At 69.8% G+C, this 23,341-nt stretch carries 21 protein-coding genes and 6 pseudogenes; 17 read left to right on the top strand and 10 right to left on the bottom strand.

Features of this window, described 5'->3' with window-relative positions:
- Positions 1-39 precede the first annotated feature (39 nt).
- Complete coding sequence (locus AQJ66_RS40260; RefSeq protein ID WP_341849425.1) at positions 40-150, top strand: helicase associated domain-containing protein; 111 nt, start codon at positions 40-42, stop codon at positions 148-150.
- A gap of 711 nt (positions 151-861) precedes the next feature.
- On the opposite strand, the gene AQJ66_RS24695 is transcribed toward AQJ66_RS40260, so the two are convergent.
- Positions 862-1,512, bottom strand: a complete 651-nt coding sequence (locus AQJ66_RS24695) for a class I SAM-dependent methyltransferase (RefSeq protein WP_244162920.1) — start codon at positions 1,510-1,512, stop codon at positions 862-864.
- A gap of 312 nt (positions 1,513-1,824) precedes the next feature.
- Here AQJ66_RS24695 and AQJ66_RS40255 point away from each other — a divergent pair, with 312 nt between their 5' ends.
- Genes AQJ66_RS40255 through AQJ66_RS40245 form a run of 3 tightly spaced genes read left to right on the top strand, consistent with a single transcriptional unit; the run spans position 1,825 to position 2,609 of the window.
- The gene (locus tag AQJ66_RS40255; RefSeq protein WP_244162919.1) at positions 1,825-2,202 is read left to right on the top strand and encodes a transposase; all 378 of its coding nucleotides are present in this window, start codon (positions 1,825-1,827) and stop codon (positions 2,200-2,202) included.
- A 9-nt stretch (positions 2,203-2,211) separates the two neighbouring features.
- Positions 2,212-2,400, top strand: a complete 189-nt coding sequence (locus AQJ66_RS40250) for a transposase (protein WP_244162918.1) — start codon at positions 2,212-2,214, stop codon at positions 2,398-2,400.
- Between the two features lie 23 nt (positions 2,401-2,423).
- A complete protein-coding gene (locus tag AQJ66_RS40245; RefSeq protein ID WP_061926346.1) occupies positions 2,424-2,609 on the top strand; it encodes a transposase in 186 nt (61 codons plus the stop codon).
- On the opposite strand, the pseudogene AQJ66_RS24680 reads toward AQJ66_RS40245, so the two are convergent.
- Both AQJ66_RS24680 and AQJ66_RS24675 read right to left on the bottom strand, forming a co-directional pair.
- A pseudogene (locus tag AQJ66_RS24680) lies at positions 2,566-3,113 on the bottom strand (hypothetical protein). The gene AQJ66_RS40245 and the pseudogene AQJ66_RS24680 overlap by 44 nt on opposite strands.
- A gap of 274 nt (positions 3,114-3,387) precedes the next feature.
- A complete protein-coding gene (locus tag AQJ66_RS24675; RefSeq protein WP_061926344.1) occupies positions 3,388-4,500 on the bottom strand; it encodes a winged helix DNA-binding domain-containing protein in 1,113 nt (370 codons plus the stop codon).
- 264 nt (positions 4,501-4,764) lie between these two features.
- Between AQJ66_RS24675 and AQJ66_RS24670 the strand changes: the two are divergent.
- Positions 4,765-5,363 (top strand): annotated as a pseudogene (locus AQJ66_RS24670) (ATP-binding protein); the annotation flags it as partial.
- Positions 5,364-5,517: 154 nt separating this feature from the next.
- Here AQJ66_RS24670 and AQJ66_RS24665 read toward each other — a convergent pair.
- Positions 5,518-6,261, bottom strand: a complete 744-nt coding sequence (locus tag AQJ66_RS24665; RefSeq protein WP_061926342.1) for an SDR family oxidoreductase — start codon at positions 6,259-6,261, stop codon at positions 5,518-5,520.
- Between the two features lie 95 nt (positions 6,262-6,356).
- Here AQJ66_RS24665 and AQJ66_RS24660 point away from each other — a divergent pair, with 95 nt between their 5' ends.
- Entirely contained in the window at positions 6,357-6,944 is a 588-nt protein-coding gene (locus AQJ66_RS24660) for a TetR/AcrR family transcriptional regulator (protein WP_061926340.1), read from the top strand.
- A gap of 716 nt (positions 6,945-7,660) precedes the next feature.
- Complete coding sequence (locus AQJ66_RS24655) at positions 7,661-7,879, top strand: hypothetical protein (RefSeq protein ID WP_061926338.1); 219 nt, start codon at positions 7,661-7,663, stop codon at positions 7,877-7,879.
- 113 nt (positions 7,880-7,992) lie between these two features.
- On the opposite strand, the pseudogene AQJ66_RS24650 reads toward AQJ66_RS24655, so the two are convergent.
- The 4 genes and pseudogenes from AQJ66_RS24650 to AQJ66_RS24640 form a co-directional block, all read right to left on the bottom strand.
- Positions 7,993-8,810: pseudogene (locus AQJ66_RS24650) on the bottom strand (IS5 family transposase).
- Positions 8,788-9,469 (bottom strand): annotated as a pseudogene (locus AQJ66_RS37640) (IS5 family transposase); the annotation flags it as partial. The pseudogenes AQJ66_RS24650 and AQJ66_RS37640, both read right to left, overlap by 23 nt.
- Positions 9,470-9,553: 84 nt before the next feature.
- Positions 9,554-9,709, bottom strand: coding sequence for a hypothetical protein (locus AQJ66_RS39020; RefSeq protein WP_159052625.1), 156 nt, complete (start codon positions 9,707-9,709; stop codon positions 9,554-9,556).
- A gap of 381 nt (positions 9,710-10,090) precedes the next feature.
- Positions 10,091-11,005, bottom strand: coding sequence for an MBL fold metallo-hydrolase (locus AQJ66_RS24640; protein ID WP_061926336.1), 915 nt, complete (start codon positions 11,003-11,005; stop codon positions 10,091-10,093).
- 615 nt (positions 11,006-11,620) lie between these two features.
- On the opposite strand from AQJ66_RS24640, the gene AQJ66_RS24635 reads away from it, so the two are divergent.
- The 6 genes from AQJ66_RS24635 (at position 11,621) to AQJ66_RS24610 (ending at position 17,627) form a co-directional block, all read left to right on the top strand.
- Positions 11,621-11,830 (top strand): hypothetical protein, encoded by a 210-nt coding sequence (locus tag AQJ66_RS24635; protein ID WP_061926334.1) that lies wholly within the window; start codon positions 11,621-11,623, stop codon positions 11,828-11,830.
- Positions 11,817-13,208, top strand: coding sequence for an amidase (locus AQJ66_RS24630; protein ID WP_061926332.1), 1,392 nt, complete (start codon positions 11,817-11,819; stop codon positions 13,206-13,208). Before AQJ66_RS24635 ends, AQJ66_RS24630 begins: the two co-directional genes overlap by 14 nt.
- A 213-nt stretch (positions 13,209-13,421) precedes the next feature.
- Entirely contained in the window at positions 13,422-13,985 is a 564-nt protein-coding gene (locus tag AQJ66_RS24625; protein ID WP_079060403.1) for a TetR/AcrR family transcriptional regulator, read from the top strand.
- Positions 13,986-14,283: 298 nt separating this feature from the next.
- Positions 14,284-15,462 carry a sensor histidine kinase gene (locus tag AQJ66_RS40680; RefSeq protein ID WP_061926388.1) on the top strand — a complete coding sequence of 393 codons (1,179 nt, stop codon included), beginning with the start codon at positions 14,284-14,286 and terminating at the stop codon, positions 15,460-15,462.
- Positions 15,449-16,120: a response regulator gene (locus AQJ66_RS24615; RefSeq protein WP_061926328.1), complete on the top strand. Its 672-nt coding sequence runs from the start codon at positions 15,449-15,451 to the stop codon at positions 16,118-16,120. The genes AQJ66_RS40680 and AQJ66_RS24615 overlap by 14 nt, the downstream gene beginning before the upstream one ends.
- Before the next feature lie 217 nt (positions 16,121-16,337).
- Complete coding sequence (locus tag AQJ66_RS24610; protein WP_208611445.1) at positions 16,338-17,627, top strand: serine hydrolase domain-containing protein; 1,290 nt, start codon at positions 16,338-16,340, stop codon at positions 17,625-17,627.
- Between the two features lie 640 nt (positions 17,628-18,267).
- On the opposite strand, the pseudogene AQJ66_RS40230 reads toward AQJ66_RS24610, so the two are convergent.
- Both AQJ66_RS40230 and AQJ66_RS24605 read right to left on the bottom strand, forming a co-directional pair.
- A pseudogene (locus AQJ66_RS40230) lies at positions 18,268-18,408 on the bottom strand (DNA-3-methyladenine glycosylase 2 family protein); the annotation flags it as partial.
- A gap of 54 nt (positions 18,409-18,462) precedes the next feature.
- A complete protein-coding gene (locus AQJ66_RS24605; protein ID WP_061926325.1) occupies positions 18,463-19,257 on the bottom strand; it encodes an alpha/beta fold hydrolase in 795 nt (264 codons plus the stop codon).
- 121 nt (positions 19,258-19,378) lie between these two features.
- On the opposite strand from AQJ66_RS24605, the gene AQJ66_RS37625 reads away from it, so the two are divergent.
- From AQJ66_RS37625 to AQJ66_RS40225, 4 genes and pseudogenes are all read left to right on the top strand, one after another.
- Complete coding sequence (locus tag AQJ66_RS37625) at positions 19,379-20,305, top strand: helix-turn-helix domain-containing protein (protein ID WP_159052624.1); 927 nt, start codon at positions 19,379-19,381, stop codon at positions 20,303-20,305.
- A gap of 497 nt (positions 20,306-20,802) precedes the next feature.
- Positions 20,803-21,333: a hypothetical protein gene (locus AQJ66_RS39015; protein WP_159052623.1), complete on the top strand. Its 531-nt coding sequence runs from the start codon at positions 20,803-20,805 to the stop codon at positions 21,331-21,333.
- A complete protein-coding gene (locus AQJ66_RS24590; protein WP_061926319.1) occupies positions 21,330-22,940 on the top strand; it encodes a PAS domain-containing sensor histidine kinase in 1,611 nt (536 codons plus the stop codon). Before AQJ66_RS39015 ends, AQJ66_RS24590 begins: the two co-directional genes overlap by 4 nt.
- Positions 22,937-23,245: pseudogene (locus AQJ66_RS40225) on the top strand (response regulator); the annotation flags it as partial. The gene AQJ66_RS24590 and the pseudogene AQJ66_RS40225, both read left to right, overlap by 4 nt.
- Positions 23,246-23,341: the final 96 nt, after the last annotated feature.

Below are 23,341 nucleotides of genomic sequence, written 5' to 3'. Positions count from 1 at the left end.
GGCAGCGACGGGAGCAGCGGCAGCAGCGAGGACCAGGAGATTCGGGAGCTGAAGCTGGGCGCGTGGATCGGCAACCAGCGTTCGCGGGCCGCGACGATGTCGCCGCAGCGCCTGGAGCAGCTGGCCGCCATCGGCATGCGCTGGGCATAGAAGGCCCGCACTGACGTGAGCGCATCGACGAGCAGCGGCCCCTCTGGGAGGAGGCCGAGGCGCTCCGGCTCTACAGCGGCGGACTTGGCGTCCTCGGTGACGGATACCTGCGGGAAGAGATGCTCTTCGAAGGCGGTCACTGCGAAGAGCAGGGCCATCAATGCGATGGGCGTAAGCAGGGCACCCACTCCTGATCACAAACACTGCTCCTGAACAACTGGGCATGCAATGGGCGTGAGCCGCGGGTCTCGAGTGCAGCGGAGGTGACAGGCGGGCGACGTTGCTGCGCTGCCTGGTGTCATTTCCTCCAAGATCCCTCGGGGTCGCGTTCTGGCATGTGGCTCGGGTGGGGGAGCTGGCCCGTCGCTGCTTGGGCCAGCCATCTGGCCCACCTGTCGATGAGCTCGTCCAGATCTCCGATGACGAGGGGTGTGAGTGGCTGTTGTTGTTCCGATCTTGAGTGGTGTCGCTCGAACGAGGGTCTCAGTATTAGGTGACCACGGTGGGTGCCGGGCATGAGAAGGCGCCGTGCATGGTCGTCTCGACGCAGATCGTCGCGTGAGGCTCGCCGTGGTCCCCCAGAGAGGAGTGTCGCCCCTATTCGGATCGTCGACGCGCGAGATGGGCGATGATGTCGGCGGCGATCTCGACTGTCTCGGGCAGGACCCGCGTGATCGCGTCGTACGCCTGCTGTCGCTTCGATTGCGGCAGTTAGAGATACGCCGAGACGGTCGACAGGTAGCCGACGTAGTCAGGAGCGCTCATCGTCAAGCGCCGTTTGACGACGGCCTGCTGAATGTCGAGGAACAACGGAGACTGCTGCAGCTCCGTACCCGGCCACTGCATTTCCTCATCAGGAGCAGTCCCGTCGGGAGATGGAACCTCGTCGCTTTCCAGGAACGGCGCCCGCGCCGCACGCACAGCCTCCGCAACAGCTGGGTCAGCCAGCTGAACCTGGCCACCGAATGAGGCGAACACGCCCTCCGGTTCCACTAGCGCGGCCGCTCTTGACCACCGACCCTCCGGGCGTGTCCAGTGCAGGGCCGCCGCCGCATAGACCAACCCATAGGTCTCACCTGGCCGCAGGTCCTCGAACGCGGCCCGCACTGTCGTCACGTTCGCTGGCACGGTCTTGTTCAGCTCAGCGAGCATGGCAGCGTCGGGCTCCGTCGCCGTGACCATGACCCCATGGTCAGCGAACAGGCGGGTTGCTTTGCCTGTCCCCGCACCGATCTCCAGGGCCGTCCGGACCGGCCGGCCCGCGTACGTCATTACCAAGTCGAAGAGCTCCTTGGGATACCCCGGCCGGAACGTTTCGTAGGCTTCCGCGGTTGCGCCGAAGCTCAGTGCACGAGCAGACATACCGAGCATCCTGACACGAGCGGGGAAGACAGCGCTTGGCAATACTCAGCGGCTTGGCCGTTCAATCTTGAGAGGTGGTCGAACGGGACTATCGATCGAGTGACTGCGGCGGGTGCCGTGCATGAAAACAGGACCTCTTGGTAGCTCGAAGGGTTTCTACGCCAACAAGCAGTCCGGGACGCCCTGTTGTCGCATTTTTACGGCATCGCGGGAGCGGAGTCCGCTTCAGTCACCCTCGCGTGTGACTGTCTGGCACCCCGGTTCAGGAACGCCGCCGACCACGGAGTCCGTGCGCGCCGCTACCCGACGGACATGTCCGATGCGGAGTGGGCGGTGGCGCGGCAGCTGCTGCCGGTGCCGGGCTGGCTGCGAGGTCGGGGCGGGCAGCCGGAGGCGTACTGCCACCGCTCGATGTTGGACGCGGTCCACTACCTCGTCGACAACGGAACAAAATGGCGGGCCATGCCGGCCGACTTCCCGCCGTGGGACCGCGTCTACGCCTTCTTCCGCCGCTGGCGCGACCACGGTCTGGTCCGCGGAGTTCCACGACCGGCTCCGCCGCAGGGTCCGCGAGCAGGCCGGGCGGGATCCGGAGCGGGCGTGATCGACTCGCAGTCGGTCAAGGCGGACCCTGCCGTCGGCGCCGACAGCCGCGGCTTCGACGGCGGCAAGCTGATCAACGGCCGCTAGCGGCACGCCGTGGTCGACACCCCCGGCCTGCTGCTGGGAGTAATGGTCACCGCCGCGGACATCGGCGACCGCGCCGCCGGGCAGGTTCTGCTCGCCCAGGTGGCCGCCGCGCACCACCCGCTGGCGCTGGTCTGGGCCGACGGCGGCTACACCGGCAGCCTCGTCGAGTACTGCCTCGCCTCCTCGCCCTGGTCCTGACGATCGTCAAGCGCAGTGACGACATGCGCGGCTTCGTCGTGCTGCCCAAGCGGTGGATCGTGGAGCGGTTCTTCGCCCACCTGATGCGAAGCCGCCGCCTCGCTCGGGACTTCGAACGGTCCACCGGCAGTGCGGAGGCGATGGTCTACTGGTCGATGACCCTGCTCATGACCCGCCGCCTGGCCCGGCCACGGCCTTCGCGAGCGTGAACCGGCCCGGCGCCGGCTCGGCCAGCCACCCGCGCGCTGTCAGCCGCTTCGCCTTCGACCGCAACGCCTCGATCTTCGCGGGCACTGGGTCCAGGCCGAAGCAGCCGGCCATCTCCTGGCAGGTCAGCGGGCCTTCACCGAGCCGGCCCCGGCCCCGGCCCCGGCCCGCACGATGCGCTGGTAGTCCGCCGACAGTGCCGACCAGGCCAGACCCGCACGCCACATCGGCACCACCGACTTCGGCTTCGCCGCCTTCGAAGATCCAGGCAGCGCGGGAGGTTCACCCCGATCCGACGGCTCCTCGGCGGCATCCGGGCCGGCGACGTTCTCTTCGCCCGGGGACAGCACCTCGCCGACGCGTGAACGGGCGATGACCCACTCGTGCCACTCCCGCTCGGCCGCGACCAGCTCGGCCTGGATACGGTCCCCCTCCTCCCCCAGCGCGTCCACACGATGGCGAGCGGTCAGCTCACGCTGGTCCAGCAGCCCCACGACCGACGGCATCCCCGACCTCCACCAGAGCGACGACACGACACGACACCACTCCCCGAGACCGCCGACCCCATGCCTGAACAGCGAAAACGCCGCCCTCAAGCCCAAAAAGACAACAGCCACTCAAGCAAGAGCGCTGCAACCCGTTCGGGCAGTTCGTCCGTCTGATGAGCCGGGCTTCTGGAGACGAACGCAGCTGGATCTGCGAAGGCGATCACAGCCCACGCAAAACTCCCTTGGGTGACCACTTGCCTGAACAGCAGCGCGCGACTCTCGAGGAAGGACCCTAGGCCACCCGCACTGTCAGGGACCCGAGTCCGCTCGCGCGGGCGACCCGGTCGGCCGCGGCCTCCAGGTCCTTCCGAGCGGGCGGGGAACAGCCGGGGAACAGTGTCACGGTCAGCTGGTAGTCCGCTACTTCCCAGACTCCGGTGATCTGTCCGCCCACGACCAGGAGGGGTGAGATCCAGCCGGCAGTCTTGCTGACCTTGGTCCGGTGTTCCGCGGGCAGGATCTCTTCGGCCTTGGTGCCGGGCCCCAGGATGTACTGGTCGAATCCCCCGAGCAGGTGCACGGAGCGGGTCGGCCCGGTGGCGGCCAGCTCGTCGGCGTGCTCGGTGAGCACGTACGCGGGCCTGCCCTCCACCTCCACCTCGGTGAGCCGGTCGCCGAGCTCGGCTACGAAGGCGCGGAGCACCGTCTTGCGCAGGCTGTTGCGGGACAGCCAGGCGTCGAACAGCTCCGGGCGGGCCGGTCCGTACGCGCCGAGGTAGGCGGCCAGTGCCCGGGGCCCGGCCTCGGCCGGGTCGGGCAGCCCCTTCCAGCCCGGGGCGAGGGTCCGGGGGCTGGTGAAGGTGATCCGGCCGCCCTGGCCGGAGCCGTGGCACAACGCCCCCTGCCAGGCCAGCGGCTTCAGCAGGGCCCCCCACCCGGACTTCAGCTGCTTCTCCATCCCGGCGAACCGCTTGTCCCGGACCAGCTCGGCGGCCAGGTCCTCACGGGTCAGCTCCGCCCCTTCGAGGATCTCGGAGACCTTCTCCACCAGGGCGGCGACCTGCTCCGGCGTCGCCCCGAACCCCCGCGTCCAGGCCGGCTTCTCCCAGGTCCTGGCGGAGGCGAGCAGAGCGAGGAAGTCGGCGCCCTCAACCGGCGTGACCCAGTGGAGGGTGCCCCGCATCGCCCAGGTCTTCATCAAGGTGCCCTCGGCCAGCGCCGACGCCAGCGGACCAGTGTCCGCGCGCGCACGACGCAGGGCGAGCGCCAGTTCGGCCGAGGAGGTCACCTGTGCCTGCACTCCGCACAGCCGTCCGACCACCTCGACGGGGTCCGGATCGGCGAGCGGTTCCAGATACTGCCGCCGCAACCGCCACGCCAGCGCCTGATCCCAGCTGACCTTCATCTGCACACTCCTCGCTGCCTTTCGGACGCACCTGCTCCAGGGGGCTCCCCCGGACGCCGGGTTCAGGGCCGTACGGCTCGTCACCGGCAGCACCGACCGACCCCACCCCGTACGGACCCGTCCACCGGACTCGGCCACCCCGCGTGATTCATCACCCAACTGCCATGCAAATCAGGTTGCTTACTGCAGAGACGCCGACGCGAGCCTAGTTGACGAGTACCGCCTTGAGGACGGAACCACGCGCCACCGCGTCGAGCGCCGCCGCGTGCTCGGCGCCGCTCCGAACTGCGGATCAAGGCGGCCGGATTCCCCGGTCCTTCGACTTCGACGCCAAACCGAACATCGACCCGGCCACCATCCATACCCTTGCCAGCTGCGAGTGGATCAAGAAGAGCCGGCCGCTCTGCCTGATCGGCGACTCCGGCACCGGGAAGTCCCACATGCTCATCGCGCTGGGCACCGAGGCCGCGATGAAGGGCTACCGCGTTCGCTACACCCTCGCCACCAAGCTCGTGAACGAGCTGGTCGAGGCCGCCGACGAGAAGCAGCTGAACAAGACCATCGCCTGCTACGGCCGCGTCGACCTGCTCTGCATCGACGAGCTCGGCTACATGGAACTCGACCGCCACGGCGCCGAACTCCTCTTTCAGGTCCTGACCGAACACGAGGAGAAGAACAGCGTCGCGATCGTCTCCAACGAGTCGTTCGGCGGCTGGACCAAGACCTTCACCGATCCTCGGCTCTGCGCGGATATCGTCGACCGGCTCACCTTCGGCGGCAACCTGATCCAGACAGGCACCGACTCCTACAGCCTCGCCATAACCCAAGCCCGGGCAGCTGCCCAGGACGGCAAGGCAGGCTGACCGCTCTCTGGGACTCACTTCATCGGGAGGCGTCGCTCCCGTTGAGTCCGGGAGCCAGGTCCGGAGTTGTGTTCTGCTCGTCGGGACGCCCGGCCAGACAGTGGCGTTGTGCAAGCGGCTGGCGGCCGTCTCACTTGACCGGTGACGGCAAGTGTCACGCCTGGACGGTGGGGCGAACGTTGATCTCGCCGATCTCGACGTCGCTGGGCTGCTCGATGGCGAAGGCCACCGCGCGGGCGACCGCCGCCGGAGGGATGCCCACCGCGTCCATGTTCTTGCGCGTCTCCTCGCGTATGTTCGGGTCTGCCATGGAGTCAGCGAGATCGGTGCGGATGTATCCCGGCGAGATGGCTGTCGTGCGTACCACCCCGTCGGTGGACTCCCTGCGCAGCCCCTCGTGGACGGTGCGCACCGCGTTCTTGGTCGCGGCGTAGACAGCCATCGAGGGGGACACGCCGGACAGGCCGGCCACGGAGACGATGCTGACCAGGTGGCCCGCCCCTTGCTTGTGGAAGGCGGGCAGCGCGGCGGCGACGCCGTTGAGCATGCCGCGAAGGTTGACATCGATCATGGCCGACCATCCTTCGGTGTCCAGGTCGGCCAGCGGGCTGATCGGGGCGATACCGGCGTTGTTCACCAGTACATCGATACGGCCGTACTGGTCGATGGTGGTGGAGACCAGGCGCTGCAGGTCTTGAGGCCGGGTGACGTCGACGACGCACGTGACAGCACGGCCCCCCTCCTCCCGGATGTCCTGCGCTATGGCGTCGATGCGCTCGCTGCGGCGCGCTGCGAGGACGACGGCGGCGCCGCGCTGGGCGAGCAGACGGGCCGTGGCTTCGCCGATGCCGCAGCTCGCTCCGGTGATAGCGACAATCTTGCCGTAAAGAGAAAGCACTGCTGCCTCCAAGTAAAGTGGACACGTGTCCGCTGCATGGCTCACCCTACCGGACACGTGTCCATTTGTTGGAGGCGGAATATCAGGAGAGGCCTATGAGCGCGCCAGCACGCCGTCGGGACGCGGTGCAGAACCGGAGCCGCATCGTCGAAGCCGCCCGCGCGGCCCTCGCCGAGTCCAACCACGTCCACCTCAACGAGATCGCCAAGCGCGCCGGCGTCGGGCAGGGAACGCTCTACCGGAACTTTCCCAACCGCGAAGCGCTCCTTGCCGAGGTCTACCGGCGCGACGTCGAAGAACTCGTTACCGCCGCCTCGGCTCTGCTGGCAGAACACGAGCCCGTGGAAGCCTTGCGTCACTGGCTCGACCGAGTGATCGACTACGCCGAGATCAAGTACGGCGTCCTGGCAGCGCTCGAGCCGGCAGCGCGGCAAGACCTTGTCGCCCACAGCCAGAACCCCATCGAAGGCGCTCTCAGCCACCTGCTGGACGCCGGGAAAGCAGCCGGTTCCATCCGCACGGACGTGGACGCCCGCGGGGTCCTCCTGCTCATCGCCTACCTCGGCCGACTGGACCGAGGTGAATGGGAACCATCAGCACGGCCTCTGATGAACGTCATCCTCGAGGGCCTTCGCCGACAGGACGCGGACCGGCGAGGGCAGCAAACCCCGAAGACATCCTGAACAGCAACCGCAGCATCACCAAATAGCAGAGGAGAGACGTCGACTCCGCCACCGAGCGGTGCCAGTTCTCATCGACATTTCACTCCTCGGCGATCGACAAGTGCTGCCCAAACTCGCCGACAAGTGGTGGCCGCTCCCACCTACGAAGCCACCTGGCCGAACACCTGGAGCCGTTCAAGGCGGATCTCCTCGCCGTGGCGCGCCGTAGCCTGCCCTGACGTTGCCGCCCTTCACTGCCAGGTCGATGGTGCGGGTGGCCCTGGTCGTGTCCGATCGAATCGACGGTGGCGGCGAGGACGGAGCCGACGCGGGCCTCCGACACGGGCCGCGGTCGTGGCGAGGACGGTGAGCAGGACGTAGGTGCGGGCGCTCTTGTGCTTGCGGGGCAGGGGAGCCCTGACCGTTATGGGCGCCGTGGTGTCGGCCGTCACGCGTGAGGTGGTCAAGTGGTGCTCGACGTCCCGCACTGGCAGCCGGATCGGGCCCGGGAGCGACAGAGCCGTCTGGCGATCGATCACGCGCAGGTGAAGGCGCGTCAGGCCATGCGCGGACGAGTTCACGGAGAGCAAGGGAACCAACCACCCAACGGTGGTGCATCTTCATCTGTATCCGGGAGGCGCCCCCGGACCGGGGCTTGCGGGGCTAACACCTCGGTAGCCCACGGTTCCACCGTCCAGTTCACGCGTGGCTCCGTCACGCTCAGACAAGGAAGTGAAATGTCTGTACCTACGCCTCCCCCTGGCCAGCCGCACCCCTGTGGATCCCGCACGGTCTGGCCGCTGCTGATCCTGGCCTTGGCACTCGTGATCCTGCTCGTCTTCGTCGGGCTCGCCTACCTGACGTGGCGCCATCCGTCCTTGGGGACGCCCCTGGGCACGGCGTTCGTGGGCGTATCGCTGGTCGTCACGCTCGCTGTTGCCGTGGCCCGGCGATAGCGCGCCAGGCGGTGGCGTAGGGCGCCTCGTCGGCACGGCCGTCGGCACCGCCGCATACGACCAACCACTCCAAGACCAACTCCGAGTGCTAGAGGTCGATTTCTCCCGATGTTTCATCCCGGAATTGGTGTCTGATTCTGTGGTGTCGGGTCGCGCCAGGAGATGGTGGCTTCGCCGGTGAGGCGGCGGGCCATCAGGTCGGTCGTGGCGAGGTGGATCATGGCTTCTGAGCGGGCGGGCAGGGTCTCGTAGTCGCGTGCCAGACGGCGGTGGAACATCAGCCATCCGTAGGTCCGCTCCACGGTCCAGCGCTTCGGTAGCGGGTGAATCCCCCGGTCCCGGGGGTGCGTTGGACGGTTTCCATGTCGGTGGCGAGGGTGGCGGCGTGCTCGACGAGGTGCTGGCGGTAGCCGCCGTCGACCCAGACTTTGCGGATGGCGGGATGGGCGGCGGCCACCTGGTCGATCAGATCAGTGCCGGCGACGGAGTCCTGCACGCTCGCGGCCGTGACCAGCACAGCCAGGAGCAGTCCGAGGGTGTCGGTGACGATGCTCCGTTTGCGGCCGACGATCTTCTTCGCCGCGTCGGTGCCCTGCCCGGCGGCCGGGACGCTGGTGGAGGTCTTCACGCTCTGGGCGTCGATCACGCACGCGGACGGCTCGGCTTCCTTGCCCTCCTTCTGCCGTAACAGCCTGCGCAGGACACCGGTGAGCCGGGCTAACACGCCATCCTTCTGCCATTTGGCGAAGTAGCCGTAGCAGGTCTCCCAGGGCGGGAAGTCGCGCGGCAGGTAGCGCCACTGCACGCCGGTGCGGTCCACATACAAGATCGCGTCCATGATCTCGCGCAGATCGTGCTCCGGTGGGCGTCCGATGTTCAGCGCATGCCGGCGCCGCTCGGCCCGCCAGGCGCTCAGCACCGGCTCGATCAACTCCCAGCGGGCATCGGGATCCGTGGGCGGTGCCCTTGCGGGCGATCTTCGGTGTGATGCCGCGAGCGCGGAGGAGTCGACGGTACTTGTCGTAGTCGTAGCCGCGGTCGGCGAACAGCCGCCGTGGCCGGTGACGTGGCCTGCCCATCAGGCCGCGGATGCGGGGTATCGCGTCCAGCAGGGCATGAGCCGGATGACGTCGTGTCGGTTTCCGCTGGTCAACGACACCGCGAGGGGCGTTCCGTGCCGGTCGGTGATCAGATGGTGTTTGCTGCCCCGGCGGCCGCGGTCGACCGGCGAAGGTCCGGTGCGAGCCCCCCCTTCAGGGCCCGGATGTGCGAGCCGTCGACCGCGACGTCCTCCATGTCCAACACTCCAGCCTTGCGGAGTTCCGCGAGGAGGATCTCGTGCAGGGACCAGACGCCGGCCTCGGTCCAGTCCCGCAGGCGTCGCCAGCACGTCGCTCCGCTGCAGCCGATCGTCTCGGTCGGCACGTCCGCCCAGGTCACACCCGTGCGCAGGACGTAGACGATCCCGCGCAGAGCTGCACGGTCATCCGCCGGCAGCCGGCCTGGATACCGCCGACGCCGCGGCGGGCGAGGTGGGAGCAACGGGGCGACACGTTCCCACAGATCATCAGGCACGAGATCACCGGGCACCTGCAGAACTCTGCCGCCCACTAGCTCAACTGCCAAGCAAGTGAGCCAAACTTATTCTGAAATGATCAGTAACAACGAGCCGGCCTACAGCATGCGTTCGATGATCTCGATCGGCAGGGTGTCCGGCGCCTGCTGATCCTTCGAACCGCGTGACAGCGGGCGGCCCGTCGCCGACGCAGGCGCGCCGAGGGTGTGATGCGCCGATGCGCCATCACCGGCCGGAGGGTGCGGAAGAGACATCGCACGACGATCCTGGATCTGATCCGGAGGTAAGGCGCTGCGGGGCCTGCTGCAGCGGAACTTCACCACTGCCAGCCCGACACCGTCCGGATCGGGGACCTCACCTGTCTACCGGCCGTCGGCGGGCGGTTCCTCCACTTGGCCACGGTCATCGACGTGCACTCTCGGCGCCGGCTGGCCTGACCGATCGCCGCCCGCACGCGCGTCCAGCGCGTCACCGACACCCTGGACGCGGCCGTCCGCACCGACCTTCCCCTGCCTCACACTCGGCAGGACACCAGAACGACAGCACCTGGCGCCGACGGCTTCCGTCCCGGACTCCGCCGTCGGGCTGACAGCGGCGCGGCGCCGGGCGGGCGGCCTACTCACCGGTGCCGTCCATCAGCGAGTGTCAGTGTGGACGGGCGAAAGCCGGTAACCACCCTCGCGGTGGGTGACATGGCCGACTGTCGGCGGGGCGAAATGGGTCCCCAGCACGAGCGTGTCCGTGCCGGCGAGGGAGGCGAGCAGGGCGCGGCGCGAGGTCTCGGACTTCCGGGGGTCGATGTCGACGCAGGCGCCGATGGCGGGGTGGGCGAGCTGGATCGGGTGGTGGATGCAGTCGCCGGTGATCACAGCTGTCCGGCCGTGGCTGGTGAGTCGGACGGCGATATGTCCGGGGGTGTGGCCGGGGGTGGGGAGCAGACGCAGCCCAGGAACGATGTCGGCGCCCTCGGCGGGGACGTCGACGAGGTCGAGCAGCCCCGCCTCCTCAACCGGGATCACCGAATCCCCGAACATCTGCGCGCGGGCCTCGTCCATGTCGTACCCGGCCCAGAACTCCCTCTCGGTGCGGGCGGTCAGGTAGCGGGCGTGGGAGAAGGTCGGAACCCAGTCGCCGTCCGACTTCCGCGTGTTCCAGCCGACATGGTCGGCGTGCAGGTGGGTGAGGATCACCAGGTCGATCGAGTCCGGGGGGAATCCGGCGGCGGTGAGGTTGTCGAGGTAGTCGGTGTTCAGGTCGTGCCAGGCGGGATTGGCCCGCTGCTTGCCGTTGCCGATGCCGGTGTCGACCAGGATCCGCAGGCCGTCGAGGGTGAAGGCGAAGCTGTGGCTGTCGATGTGGAGGGTGCCCTTGTCGTCGGCGAAGTGGGGGTGGAGCCAGTCCTGCGCGGCGACGAGGCCCGGGGTGGCGCCGGGCAGCAGCCAGGGGCCCGTGGCGGGCGGCAGGAGGATCTCGTCGATGCGGTGGACGGTGACGTCGCCCACGGGCCAGGAGGATGCGGCGGTCGGGCGGGGGACGGGTGCGGTGCTCATGATCGTCATGTCCTTCGAGGCTCGTTACGGAAGGTCGGTGAGCGCGGTGCCGGAGGGTGGGGTGGCGTCGGAGGTGCGATGGGCCGGGCTGCTCCGGCTCGTCGTACCGAGTGCGGCCAGTGCCGCGAGGGAGAGCAGGGCGGTGGCGACCGTGTAGGCATGGGCGGTGGTAGGTACGCAACCCGTAGTGCTGGGTGGTGGCGCCCGCGACGACGGCCGGCAGGCTCATGGAGAGGGCCAGCAGCAACGTCAGGGAGGAGGCGCTGAAGACCGGCGTGACGGTGAGCACGGACAGGACGGGTGCCAGTGGTCCTGGTAGGAGGGGTAGAGCGGCATGGGTGCGCTCGATGCCCCGAGGAGCGTGGCCAGGACCGATGCGTTCAGCGCGAAGGACGTCGCGGAACGGCCTGTGCGAGCACGGAGGGCTGGGCGGGGTCGGGGCGTGGGTGCGCGTGACGTGACGCAGGGCACGGGCTCTACCTCCAAACCGTTAAAAGCAATTTCTTTGCGTTAATTCATCGTAACCCCTAGAATGGACTAACGCAATCGCTTAGCTTTAGGGGGCTTCGCCGCTCCGACTCGGGAAGCGCACCGAACCCACGAAGGAAGAAGTCCATGCCCGCGACAGAACTCACCCCGCGCGAAGCAGCCCGCTGGGCCACCCGTGGCGGGCTCCCGCTGCCGGCCGACCGCCACGCCGCGGTCGCGGCCACCGCCGACCACATCCACTCCGTCGTCGCCGTCCTGCGAGAGCTGGACTTCGACGACATCCCGCCCGCCCTCGCCTACCGAGCAGCGGAGGAGGCACACGATGCAGCCGTATGAACTCACCCTGGCCGAAGCCGCCGACGCGATCCGCACCCGGCACCTGTCCCCCGTCGAGCTGACGGAATCCGTTCTGGAGCGCATCGCGCAGAAGGAGCCGCACCTCCGGGCCTACGTCACCGTCGCCGCCGACCGCGCCCGCAGCGCCGCGCGGGACGCCGCACGTGACATCGCGGCCGGTCACCACCGCGGTCCGTTGCACGGCATCCCCGTAGGCCTCAAGGACCTGATCGACGTCGCGGGTTCGGCGACGACAGCCAGCTCCCTTGTCCGCGCCGACCACCGCGCGCGCACCGACAGCACGGTCGCCGCCCGCCTGGCACAAGCCGGCGCGGTCCTGCTGGGTAAGACCCACACGCACGAGTTCGCCTACGGACTGACCACCCCGCAGACCCACAACGCCTGGGACACGGACAGGGTGGCCGGCGGATCAAGTGGCGGATCCGCCGTCGCCGTCGCCGCCGGCATGGCCACCTTCGCCCTGGGCACCGACACCGGCGGATCCATCAGGGTGCCCTCCGCACTCAACGGCGTGGTCGGACTCAAGCCGACCTACGGCCTCCTGCCCCGCACCGGCGTCACGTCACTGTCCTGGTCCCTGGACCACGTCGGCCCGATCACACGCACCGCCGAGGACGCGGCCCTGGTACTGACCGCCCTGGCCGGGCACGACCCCCGGGACGCCGCCTCCCTGTCCGTACCCGCCACGGACTACCGACCGCGGTCGGGCACGGATCTGGCAGGGCTGCGGATCGGCGTGCCACGCACCTACTACTTCGACCATGTCGACCCCGAGACCGAAGACGCCGTCCGCCGCGCCATCGAGCAGCTCCACGACCTCGGCGCCCGCCTCGTCGAGGTGGAGATCCCCATGACGCGCTACATCCAGGCCACCCAGTGGGCCCTGATGGTGCCCGAGGCGACCGCCTACCACGAGAACACCCTGCGCACGGTCCCCGACCTCTACCAGGCCGATGTCCGCGTCCTCCTCGAAGCTGGCGAACTGATGACCGCCGGGGACTACCTGCGCGCCCAGCGCTCCCGCACCCTCATGCGGCGGGAGTGGGCCCGCATCCTCAAGGAGGTCGACCTCGTCGCCGCCCCCACCGTCCCGACCACCGCCGTCAGGGCTGGCCAGGAGACGGTCACCTGGGCCGACGGAACCGTCGAAACCGTCTCCGACGCCTACGTCCGCCTCTCGTCCCCCGCCAACATCACCGGGGCGCCTTCCCTGTCCCTGCCCGTGGGCCACGACAGCGCGGGACTGCCGATCGGCATGCAGTTGCTCGGGCGTCCACTGGAGGAGAGCGTGCTCCTGCGGGCCGGCCACGCCTACGAACAGACCCGGCCCGCCTCCGGCCTCGCACCCGCCGCGTAAGAGAAGGCCGGAAGCCCGCGGGTCGGCCTGGCCGATGCGCCGTGATGGTGGTCTGGCCCTCGACCCGGGCAGGCGGCGCGCACCGCCCTGAGGCACTGCCTCTCCGTGCTCCTCCAGCTTCGGTGCCCCGCGAGGCCCGTCAGCAGCGGCCGAGTGGGGCGGGGCACCACCACACCCCGCCAGACGCGACGAATTGGCTTTAAGATGGTCCCCATGAGCAGGCAGATGGTGCGCCCCGGCGGACGCAGTGCCCGCGTCCAGGCTTCTGTCCACGCCGCCGTACGGGAACTCTCCGCAGAGGTGGGCCGCGACGCCCTGACCGTACCGATGATCGCCCAGCGCGCGGGTGTCACACCGTCAACCGTCTACCGCCGCTGGGGAGACCTGCAGGAACTGCTCTCGGACGTAGCGGTCGAGCACCTGAGACCCGAGACCGAGCCTGCGGACCACGGCACCCTGCCGGCCGACCTGTCGGCCTGGACCGAACAGTTCCTCGAGGAGATGTCTTCCCCCGCCGGCCGCTCCTACATCCGCGACGCCCTCCTCGGCGACCCCGACGGCAGCAACGCCGGTCAGTGCTCCGCCTACGCCGCCGAGCAGATCGACCTCATCCTCAACCGCGCGCACGAACGCGGAGAGGAAACACCCGACACCGAGACCGTCATCGACCGCATCGTCGCTCCCCTCCTGTACCGCATCCTCTTCCGCCCGCACGAACTCGATGCACCCTACGCACACCGCCTCGTCCGCACGCTCCTCGAGCGCAGTGCTCCCTGACCTCGACCGCTCCGTGCCCTGACAGAGATCAACAAGCCGGTGGCCGCACAGGGCGAGAGCCTGGAGCCGGCGAACTAAGGCGGCTTGCCGGGGCATCCGACCAAGCGGCTGGGCGGCTCGGAGCACCACGGTGTCCCCGGACGGTGACGACCGACCGGTCGGCGTTCCGACACCTGCGAGGTGTGGGTTGAAAGCGCCGGCGACATGCAGAGCCTGCCGTGCCTCGCTGCAGTGTGAGTGGTTCTTTGGAGTGATGAAACCGGGCGGGTGAGGTCTTAGTGTCGGGCTGATGAGCGTGATGGAGGGCAAGTGGCCCGGGTGGGGCGCCGATGCCGGGTTGGTCGTACTGACATTCCTGCCGACGCTGTTGTCGCAGCCGTACGTGGATACCTCCGGGCCGGCCTGGGCGTCGCTCGCGGCGTACGAGGCGTCGGGCGTGGTCGTGGTGCTGCTGCGGCGCCGGCTGCCGGCCACCGCCCTCGTCGTAGGTTTCGGGGCTCTTGTGGTGGCCCTGGTGGGGAGTGCGGGCGAGGGCGCCAAACTGTCACCGCTGGTCTTCCTGCCGACGGCGGTGCTGTTCTACAACCTGGGCAGTCACTGCGTGAGTTGGAGGCGGACGGTGTCGGCGGTGCTCGGCGTCGTCGTACTGGGCGTGGCGGGTCTGTGGCTGAACCGGATGACGACCGATTCCAGTGACTTCCGGGGCGGTCTGGACGTCCTCGCCGCGCTGGCCCCGATGCCACTGGCCTGGGTGACGGGGTTCGCCGCACGGACGCGGCAGGCGCTGCTGGCCGCGGCGGAGCAACGGGCGGCCGAGGCACGCCGGACGCAGGCCCTGGAGGCGGCGCAGGCCGCGCAGCGGGAGCGGGCGCGTATCGCCGGTGAGATGCACGACGTGGTTGCGCACTCGCTGACCCTCCTCGTCGTGCACGCGGAGACCCTGCGGGCCCGCGGCGGCGAGCTGCCCGACTGGGCCCGTGTCCAGGTCGACGGGCTGGCGGCGGCGGGCCGGCAGAGCAGCGGGGAGCTGCGTGATCTGCTGGGGATGCTGCGCGACCCCGCGGACGCGGTCCCGCTCCGGCCGGTGCCGAACCTCGGTGAGCTGGACGCGTTGCTGGACAGTCACCGTGCCGCCGGCGGAACGGTCGAGCTGACGATGGGCATCGCACGGGGCGTGCCGGGGGCGGTGCAGTTGGCGGGGTACCGCGTTGTGCAGGAGGCACTGGTCAACGCGCGTCGGCACGCGCCCGGGGCGCCGGTACGGGTGACCGTCGAGGTCGTCGCGGGAGGGTTGCGGTGCGAGGTCGTGAACGGTCGCGCCGTACGCCGTGGCGCGGCCGGCGCGGGCATCGGACTCGGCCTGGTCAGCATGGAGAAACGCGTGGTTGCGCTGGGCGGCGACCTCACCACAGGCCCGACGGGGGACGGCGGCTTCCGCGTCGTGGCCACGATGCCGTTGGAGTGTGCGGGTGTCTGAACAGATCAGCGTGCTCGTCGTGGACGACGAGCCGGTCATCCGCGCCGGGCTGAGCGCGATCCTGGACAGCCAGGCGGACATCACCGTGGCGGGCACCGCGGACGACGGTGAGAACGGCGTCGAGGCGTGCGCTCGGCTGCGGCCGGACGTGCTGCTGATGGACATCCGTATGCCGCGCCGTAACGGCCTGTGGGCACTGGCCGAGCTGGAACGCCGGGGGCTGATCGGGCCGGGACGCAGCCGGGTGCTCATGTTGACGACGTTCGACCTGGACGAATACGTCGACGACGCGCTCGCCGCCGGGGCCTCCGGGTTCCTGCTGAAGAGCAGTTCGTACGAGGAGCTGACCGGGGCCGTCCGCGCCACGGCGGCCGGGCACAGCACGTTGAGCCCCGCGGTGACCCACCGCATCATCCAGGGCCATCTGCGTGGCCGGCGGCGCCCCAGCGATCAGGAGCTGGCGCGGTTGAGGGACCTCACCGAGCGGGAGGCCGACGTCCTGCGTCTGGTCCGGGACGGTCTGAGCAATGCCGAGATCGCCCACCGGCTCGTGGTGAGCCTGCACACGGTGAAGACGCACGTCAGCCGTGTGCTCACGAAGACCGGCTGTCAGAGCAGGGCGCAGGCGGCGGTGCTGGCCAGGAGCGTCTGGCCCTGACCCGCCCGCAGTGGGCGGGGCGGCGAGACGCCAGGTGTCCCAGGGTCATTCCTTGGAGTGACTCCGCGTCGGTGGGAAGCCCGCCATCGAGCGATGTGCCGGGTGCACGCGGCTGGCTGAATGGCCGATGTGCGCGGGGCCCGCGAAAGACGTTCGCCGGGTGAGAGCCCGCTCCCTCCGCGCACGCAGCAAGTGTCACGCGCCGAAGGGAACTGCCATGTCCGCACACACGCCGTCACGTCGTCACCGGGTCCTCAGGGGAGCGCTGAGCGTGGCGTTGGCCACCTGCATGGGCGCGGTGCTCGTGGGCTGCTCGGATGACGAGATGGGCGGTGTCGAAACCGCGGCCGGACGGGATGCGGCGAACACGGCGGCCGCCGAGCGGCTGAGCGTCCTCGCGCAGAAGGCGGCCGACACCGGCTCCCTGGGCGTCATCGTCCGGATCGACCGCGGCGACGGGAGGCCCCTCGGGATCGCCCGGCAGGCCGCCTGGACGAAGGACGATCACCGCCTCGCCGTCGGCGACCGGTTCCGGGTCGGGTCCAACACCAAGACGCTTACCGCGACGCTCGTCCTGCGACAGGTCGCCGACAAGAGGATCGGCCTCGACGACACGGTGGAGAAGTGGCTGCCCGGACTGGTCAAGGGCGGTGAGTACATCACCGTACGGATGCTGCTCAACCATACGAGCGGCCTGCAGGACTTCCTGCTGACGCCGGAGTTCCTGCCCTCGCTCACCGGCCGGGAGCAGCGCACGTGGACCCCGGAGGAACTTCTCGCCGCCACCCCCGAGCAGGGCCCGACGGCCGAGCCCGGCAAGTACTCCTACAGCAACGCCAACTACGAGGCCCTCGGACTGATCCTGGAGAAAGCCACCGGCACCAGCCTGGCCGAGCTGATCGAGCAGGAGATCACCAAGCCGCTCGGCATGAAGGACTCGTTCCTGGCCACGGACGCCCGCTGGGGCGCCGGGAAGCGGCACGCGACCGGTTACGAGCCGGACGCGGAGCGTCTGAAAGCCCTCCTGTCCGGGACCGTGGACCTGCCCGAAGGTGTCGGATTCGCCGGCCCCGGACGCCCCGGGGACAACATCGACACCTCCGCCATCGACCCGAGCTGGGCATGGGCGGCAGGCGGCATGGTCTCCACGGCGCGGGACTGGCAACGTTTCCTCACCGCGCTCTTGTCCGGCGAGTTGCTGCCCGAGGCGCAGATGAAGCAGATGCGCACCACCGTGGACGCCCCCGAGGAAGGCGGAGGTTACGGACTGGGTCTGATGAAGGTCGACACGCCCTGCGGCACGGTCTGGGGCCACACCGGCGGCCTGCCCGGCTACTCCAGTGAGATTTACACCGACGTCACCGGCACCCGTAGCGTCGCAGTCTTCACCGTCACGAACTTCGGCATCAAGGACAAGAAGGCCGCGACCGCGAACAAGGCCCTCGTCGACGCGGCCACCTGTCAGATGCTCGGCAAGCCGCAGCCCTCGAACAGCCCATCCGCATGACGGCAGCGGAGGCAGGTCGCCCCTGCCTCCGCCGGCGACCGTCTCGCCGACGACCAGGGGGTGGCCGCAGTTGCACCGCACTTGGGACGCTCTGGACGAAGCTGGTCCAGGCCGCTCGCTGCGGCGCGGAGAAGGCCGCAGGGACGGCGGTCGAGACCATCCTCAAGTCCCGCATCGAGGCGGCAGGGCTGCGGCGCCGCCAGGCGCGGTCCGAGAACACCGGCACCCGTTAGCGCAGACGGGCTCCCGCCGCAGTGCGCAAGGCTGCGGTTCGGGCACTCCTGGGCCGCCATCCACGCCGCCCGGCCCTCCGCCGCCTATCCCGGCGGACGGTATCTGCTCACTCTGACGCCGAAGGCGTATGCGGGCACCGGCGTCCAAGCCGTCCACCCCCAACCAGTAACCGCCCGGCCGCAGACCGACACAACGGCCGGGCCGCTGGCGTCCTGAAAGCCTTGGCCCGGCTCCAGACCAAGGGGATCCGCGCCGGACTCGCCATCCGGCCCACCGGACGCCGACGCCCGTGGCAGAGAAGCACGGCGGACGGCCGTCACCGGCGTCCTGGGAAAGACGTTCCAGCGGCCGGTGCCCCGCGGACGAGATTCGGCATACAAGGACTCACTACTGCAGGACCATCAGGCGCGACCTCGGTGACCGGTAGTCCGGTGGCCTGCAGCACCCGGGCGGTGTGGGCGCGCCGGGGCCGGGCCAGGGTGACCGGTCCGGCTCCGACCTCGGCGGTGAGCTGCCGCTGCACCTGCCGGGCTCCGGCCAAGCCGGGCGGCGAGTCCGGCGAGTGTCATCGCTGCCAGCCGGTCGGCACGCACAGCAGCCTTCATTCAGCGGGCTGGCTGGGAGTAAGCCGTTGTCCTCCTCCGGTGGCAGCCTGGACCAGTATGCTCGCGAGCTCCCCGGGCATCGACAGCATGGGGTAATGACCGGTAGCGAGTTCGAAGTACGTCGAGTTGTCGTCGAGGAGGCCCGTAACCCGTGGGTCTCCGGCAGTGTGCAAAGCGCGTAGCAACGCGAGGTCGATTCCACCTGCGGTACAGAAGATCTTGGTCGTGGGAAGGTCGTCGGCCGCGCCGGTCAGACTGAGGGGTTCCGTGAACGTGGCGTACGGGTGCGGGGCTGCAAGGCGGCGTAGCCTGTCCAATGCCATGGCGTCGAGGCCGGCGAGGCTGCCCCAGTGCGGCAGGGCGTCCGCTTCCGGCAGGGGGAAGCGCCACCCGTTGCCTCGGTGGTGAACCTGCCGCTGCAGTGCGGACTTCTGCTCGGCATCGAGGAAGGCGTCGGTGACGCTCTGGCCATTGCGGGGCATGCCGGTGTCGAGGAAGACGACGCGGGCGACCGACCGCGGCCGCCGGTCAGCAGCGCCCAGGGCCGGGAAAATTCCGTAGCTGTGGCCCACGAGCACGGTGTCCGACGTCTCGATGGTGTCGAGAGTCGCGACCACGTCCTGGATGTGGGTGCTCAGCCCCACGGCCCGGGAGGCCAGGTGACTGCGCTCTCCGAGTCCCGTCAGGGTCACCGGCACGGCCTGATGGCCGCGACGCGTCAGTTCCCCGACGACGTCGCTCCACACCCAGCCACCCAGCCAGGCACCTGGCACCAGTACGAACAGCGACACGACACACCTCCCGCCCGGTGAGGGACACCCTGCACCTGGCTCTTTGAACGGGGCCGTAGGCTAGAAAACGCCCTAAGGGAAGGTTCAAGCCGTGTCACAGGAAGGTGAACCGGTCTGGAGCGTGGGCGACCTCGCGGCTGCCGCGGGTGTGTCCGTGAAGACCGTCCGTTTCTACACCGAGCGCGGTGTCCTGACCGAGACCGGTCGCAGCAGTGGCGGCCACCGGCGCTACGGCCAAGACGCACTTGACCGGCTGCGCCTGGTGAAGAGCCTGCGGACACTGGGGCTCGGGCTGCCCGCCGCGTCCGCTGCCGCAGTCGACGGAGCAGCGGCCCGTGACGTCCTGGCCGACCACCTCGGCGACGTGGAACAGCAACTGGAGGACCTGCGGTGGCGCCGGGCAGCGCTCCAGGCTCTCGACGAAGTCTCGGACGACGATGCCCTGGCCCTCGTCTTGCCTCTGCTCGGCAGTGTTGCCGTCAGACCCGACCCTGAAGAGCTCGGCGTCTTCTGGCGGCGCATCATGCCTGCGAGGTTCCCTCGCCACGTCAGTGACGCGCTCGCCCAGGCGGCCGTACCCGAGCTGCCCCACGATCCGAGCCCCCGGCAGGCGCTCGCCTACGCCCGGCTGCACCATCTCGCCACCGACCGCAGTGCCGCCGCTGCCATCCGTGCCCACCTGAACCCCGCTCCGCAGGCCGCGGCGTCGCCGGATCCCGAACGCGTGGCCCGGTTCTACGAGGCGCTCGCCCGTGCGCATGCACTGGCCACGTGCGCCCTCACTGTCGGCGAAAGCGGAGCGGACACCCCTGCGCTGGACACCTTCGTCGGCGCTTACGCCCGATACGCGGAAACCCGCGACACACCCGCCTTCCGAAGGTCACTCGCGGTACGTCTACGACGGGAACGCCATCCCGATCTGGTGCGCTACTGGACGCTGACAGCGCAGCTCGCCCCGACACCGACTTCCCCACTCGGCGCAGGTCACGGCCGCCTGGTCACCCTTCTCATGTCCACGCAGCCGGAGCGCGGTCGAGGCGTTGTGTGAACAACCGCAGGGGCCCTTCCGATGGCGCGAGCGGCGGCTGATCAAAGACCCGATCCTTACTCGGCACCTCCGCCAACGGCAGGAAACCGAATAAGAAGACGGCACCGCAGATGCGGTCGGCATCGGCGCAAAGACGTAGACGCGGTGGTCGGTGCGGCCGATCCGCCGCGCGGGACCGGCGGAAAGGATGGGCAGCCCACTCTGCAGCGGGCGGACCAGAAAGGACGCGCCATGGACGCCACCTCCCCGGAAACCGCACTGCCAGGCCCGACACCGCGCGGATCCTGCGCCGCGCCGTCCGGGGTCCGGTCGCACGACGCCGGTACGGCCACTGCCCTGTCCGCGCCCGCAGCAAGCACGCACACGACGCCTGCATACCGCGTCGACACACCACGAACGCCGCCGGACAACGCGCGTCTGCCCGTGCTCCCGCCTACCTCTCGACGGGAAGATCACCGCCCGTGGGACGCCGAATGCAGCCGATGCGGGAGGAGCCGATGAACGCCGACGAGCAGATCTGTCCGGCCGCCCCGAAGCGGCCGGTGCGGGAGCGCCGCGCGCGGGCGCTCCTGGGGGACTGGCTGGCCACAACGTCCGCCAGGCCAGGGTGCTGCGCGCTCGCGGTCGGCCCGGCAAGCGCTGCCCGGGAACTGGCGCGTACCGGGAAGCAGGTCCGCCACCGCCACTCCGCCACGGACATCCCCCAAGGGCTGCGGTACTGCCTGGTGACGGTGGTCGGAGCTTTGGAGACGGTGTCACCGTCGCGGCGTGCCGCGGTGCTGGGGTCCGCTGCCGACGCGGTGGCACCGGGTGGGCGGCTCCTCATCGTCGCCGCGACTGCTCTGCGGATGCGCTTTCCCGCGCTCGGCTGGGTCGATCCCCAAGAGTTGCTGCCGCTTGCCCACGCCGGTCTGCGCCTGGCCTGCTTCGAGGACCTGTGGGACGACACGAGCAGCGGCTGCGGATGGCGCTGGACGCGGGCACACGGTGCGGAGCCGCCTGCGCGGGCATGGACAATGGACAGGTGAGCAAGGCTCTCGGTAACGACCGGGCCGTGCGGACGGCGGGCGGTGACGTGCCGCCCCCGGACCCCGCGCTGCTGCGCGGCGTCCTGGATGCCACCGGCGAGGGCGTGGTCATCTGTGACGAGCGTTTGCGCTACGTGTGGGCCAATCCGGCCGCCTGCCGGCTCATGGGCGTAGCCCTGGAGGACATCGTGGGACGGTGCTTCCTGATGAGCTTTCCCGAGCGCGCGCACGCGGCCATGGTCGAGGCCTACCAGGCGCAGATGGAGGGGCGGACGGGGACGTTCACCGGCACGCTGCTGCGCCCCGACGGCACCGAGGTCGACATCACCTGGTCCAACAGCGTCTTCCAGCACGGCGGGGCGCGGTACGGGGCGGCTGTCTTCCGCGACGTCACCCGGCTGACCGCCGTCACCCGCGCTGCCTCGGAACTGGCCCGGGTCGCCGAAACAGCCCCGGGAGGCGGTGAGCTCCTGGATGTGTTGCGGTGCCTGGCCGAGTCCGGGCGCACCAATACGCGCGCGCTCACCGTCTCCCTCGATCTCGTCGACGACGACCAGGTCATCCGGCGCGGCGGGCGGGCCGGCGCGCCCGCGGGATTCGCCGAGGCGCAGACCGAGGTGTCCGCGGCCGGCGGGCGGATCCCCTTCCTGGACGTGTGGTATGCCGGGCGTGCCGTGGTCCTGGCCGATGCCCGCACACGGTTGCGGGAGGATGCTCGGTTCCTGCCGCTGTGCGACGTTCTGGACGCCGCACTGGACTGGCAGACGGCGGTCTACATCGCCATCGGCTACCGGGGAAACGTGCTCGGCGGGCTGGCCGCCTACTTCCCCGCCGGCATCCCCACGCCCACCGACCAGGAGCTCGCCTACCTGACCACCCTGGCCGACCATGCGGCGCTGGCCACAGAGCACGCGCGGTTGCGCAAGGCCAGCGAGCGCGCCGCATCGCTGGAAGAGCGAGCCCGGCTGGCCCGTGAGCTGCACGACTCGGTCAGCCAGGCGCTGTTCTCGATGACCCTTCACGCGCGCGCCGCCGACAAGAACCTCGCCCGCCTCGAGGCGGGCGAGCCGGCCGACGCGTTGCTGCCCAAGGTGCACGCGGACGTGGGAGCACTGCGGGAACTGACCGCCACCGCGCTGGCCGAGATGCGTGCCCTGATCTTCGAGCTGCGCCCGGACGCGGTCGCCGAACAAGGCCTGGTCGCGGCGCTCTCGCACCAGGCGGCGGCGCTGGGCCGGCGCAGCGGAGTGCCGGTCACGGTGACCGGTCCCCAGGAGCGGCTGCGGGTGGACGCGCGGACCGAGGAGCACGCGTACCGGATCGCGCTGGAGGCGGTGAACAACGCGCTTAAGCACGCCGCGGCCTCACACGTACGCGTGGCGGTCACCGACCTCGGGGACGCGGTCGACCTGGTGGTCACCGACGACGGACAGGGCTTCGACCCGACCGCCGCCTACGACGGCCACCTGGGTCTGCGCACCATGCGCGAACGCGCCTGCAGTATCGGGGCGGCCCTCGACCTGCACACCGCCCCCGGACTCGGCACCACCGTCAGGCTCACCCTGACCGAGGCCACACCCCCGCAGAAGGAGGGCTCCTCCGCATGACCGCGCCGCTGCGCGTCTTCCTCGTGGACGACCACGCCGTCGTCCGCAGAGGCCTGGTCGCCTACCTCGACGGTGAGGACGACATCGACGTCGTCGGCGAGGCGGCGAACGGCCGCACGGCCCTGGACCGGATCGCGGTCCTGGTCAACGCCGACTCGGCGCCGGACGTCGTCCTGATGGACCTGTTGATGCCGGAGCTGAGCGGCGTGGAGGCCACCCGGGAGATCGTCCGCCGCTGGCCACAGATCAAAGTCGTCGCGGTCACCAGCTTCCTGGCGGAGGACAAGGTCCGCGACGCCCTCGACGCCGGCGCGGCCGGCTACCTGCTCAAGGACGCCGAGGCGGACGACGTGGCGGCCGCCGTCCGGGCGGTGGTCCGCGGCGGCATGGCCATTCCCCCC

The organism is Streptomyces bungoensis, assembly GCF_001514215.1.
Classification (GTDB): Bacteria; Actinomycetota; Actinomycetes; order Streptomycetales; family Streptomycetaceae; genus Streptomyces; species Streptomyces bungoensis.
This window is presented reverse-complemented; position numbering and strand designations above follow the sequence as displayed.

What these genes read in the sequence shown, in the direction of transcription:
- AQJ66_RS24695 (WP_244162920.1), bottom strand. Translation starts at nt 1,512, where the DNA reads ATGTCTGCTCGTGCACTGAGCTTCGGCGCAACCGCGGAAGCCTACGAA.
- AQJ66_RS40255 (WP_244162919.1), top strand. Translation starts at nt 1,825, where the DNA reads ATGTCCGATGCGGAGTGGGCGGTGGCGCGGCAGCTGCTGCCGGTGCCG.
- AQJ66_RS40245 (WP_061926346.1), top strand. Translation starts at nt 2,424, where the DNA reads ATGCGCGGCTTCGTCGTGCTGCCCAAGCGGTGGATCGTGGAGCGGTTC.
- AQJ66_RS24675 (WP_061926344.1), bottom strand. Translation starts at nt 4,500, where the DNA reads ATGAAGGTCAGCTGGGATCAGGCGCTGGCGTGGCGGTTGCGGCGGCAG.
- AQJ66_RS24660 (WP_061926340.1), top strand. Translation starts at nt 6,357, where the DNA reads ATGAGCGCGCCAGCACGCCGTCGGGACGCGGTGCAGAACCGGAGCCGC.
- AQJ66_RS24655 (WP_061926338.1), top strand. Translation starts at nt 7,661, where the DNA reads ATGTCTGTACCTACGCCTCCCCCTGGCCAGCCGCACCCCTGTGGATCC.
- AQJ66_RS39020 (WP_159052625.1), bottom strand. Translation starts at nt 9,709, where the DNA reads ATGTCTCTTCCGCACCCTCCGGCCGGTGATGGCGCATCGGCGCATCAC.
- AQJ66_RS24640 (WP_061926336.1), bottom strand. Translation starts at nt 11,005, where the DNA reads ATGAGCACCGCACCCGTCCCCCGCCCGACCGCCGCATCCTCCTGGCCC.
- AQJ66_RS24635 (WP_061926334.1), top strand. Translation starts at nt 11,621, where the DNA reads ATGCCCGCGACAGAACTCACCCCGCGCGAAGCAGCCCGCTGGGCCACC.
- AQJ66_RS24630 (WP_061926332.1), top strand. Translation starts at nt 11,817, where the DNA reads ATGCAGCCGTATGAACTCACCCTGGCCGAAGCCGCCGACGCGATCCGC.
- AQJ66_RS24625 (WP_079060403.1), top strand. Translation starts at nt 13,422, where the DNA reads ATGAGCAGGCAGATGGTGCGCCCCGGCGGACGCAGTGCCCGCGTCCAG.
- AQJ66_RS40680 (WP_061926388.1), top strand. Translation starts at nt 14,284, where the DNA reads ATGGAGGGCAAGTGGCCCGGGTGGGGCGCCGATGCCGGGTTGGTCGTA.
- AQJ66_RS24610 (WP_208611445.1), top strand. Translation starts at nt 16,338, where the DNA reads ATGTCCGCACACACGCCGTCACGTCGTCACCGGGTCCTCAGGGGAGCG.
- AQJ66_RS39015 (WP_159052623.1), top strand. Translation starts at nt 20,803, where the DNA reads ATGAACGCCGACGAGCAGATCTGTCCGGCCGCCCCGAAGCGGCCGGTG.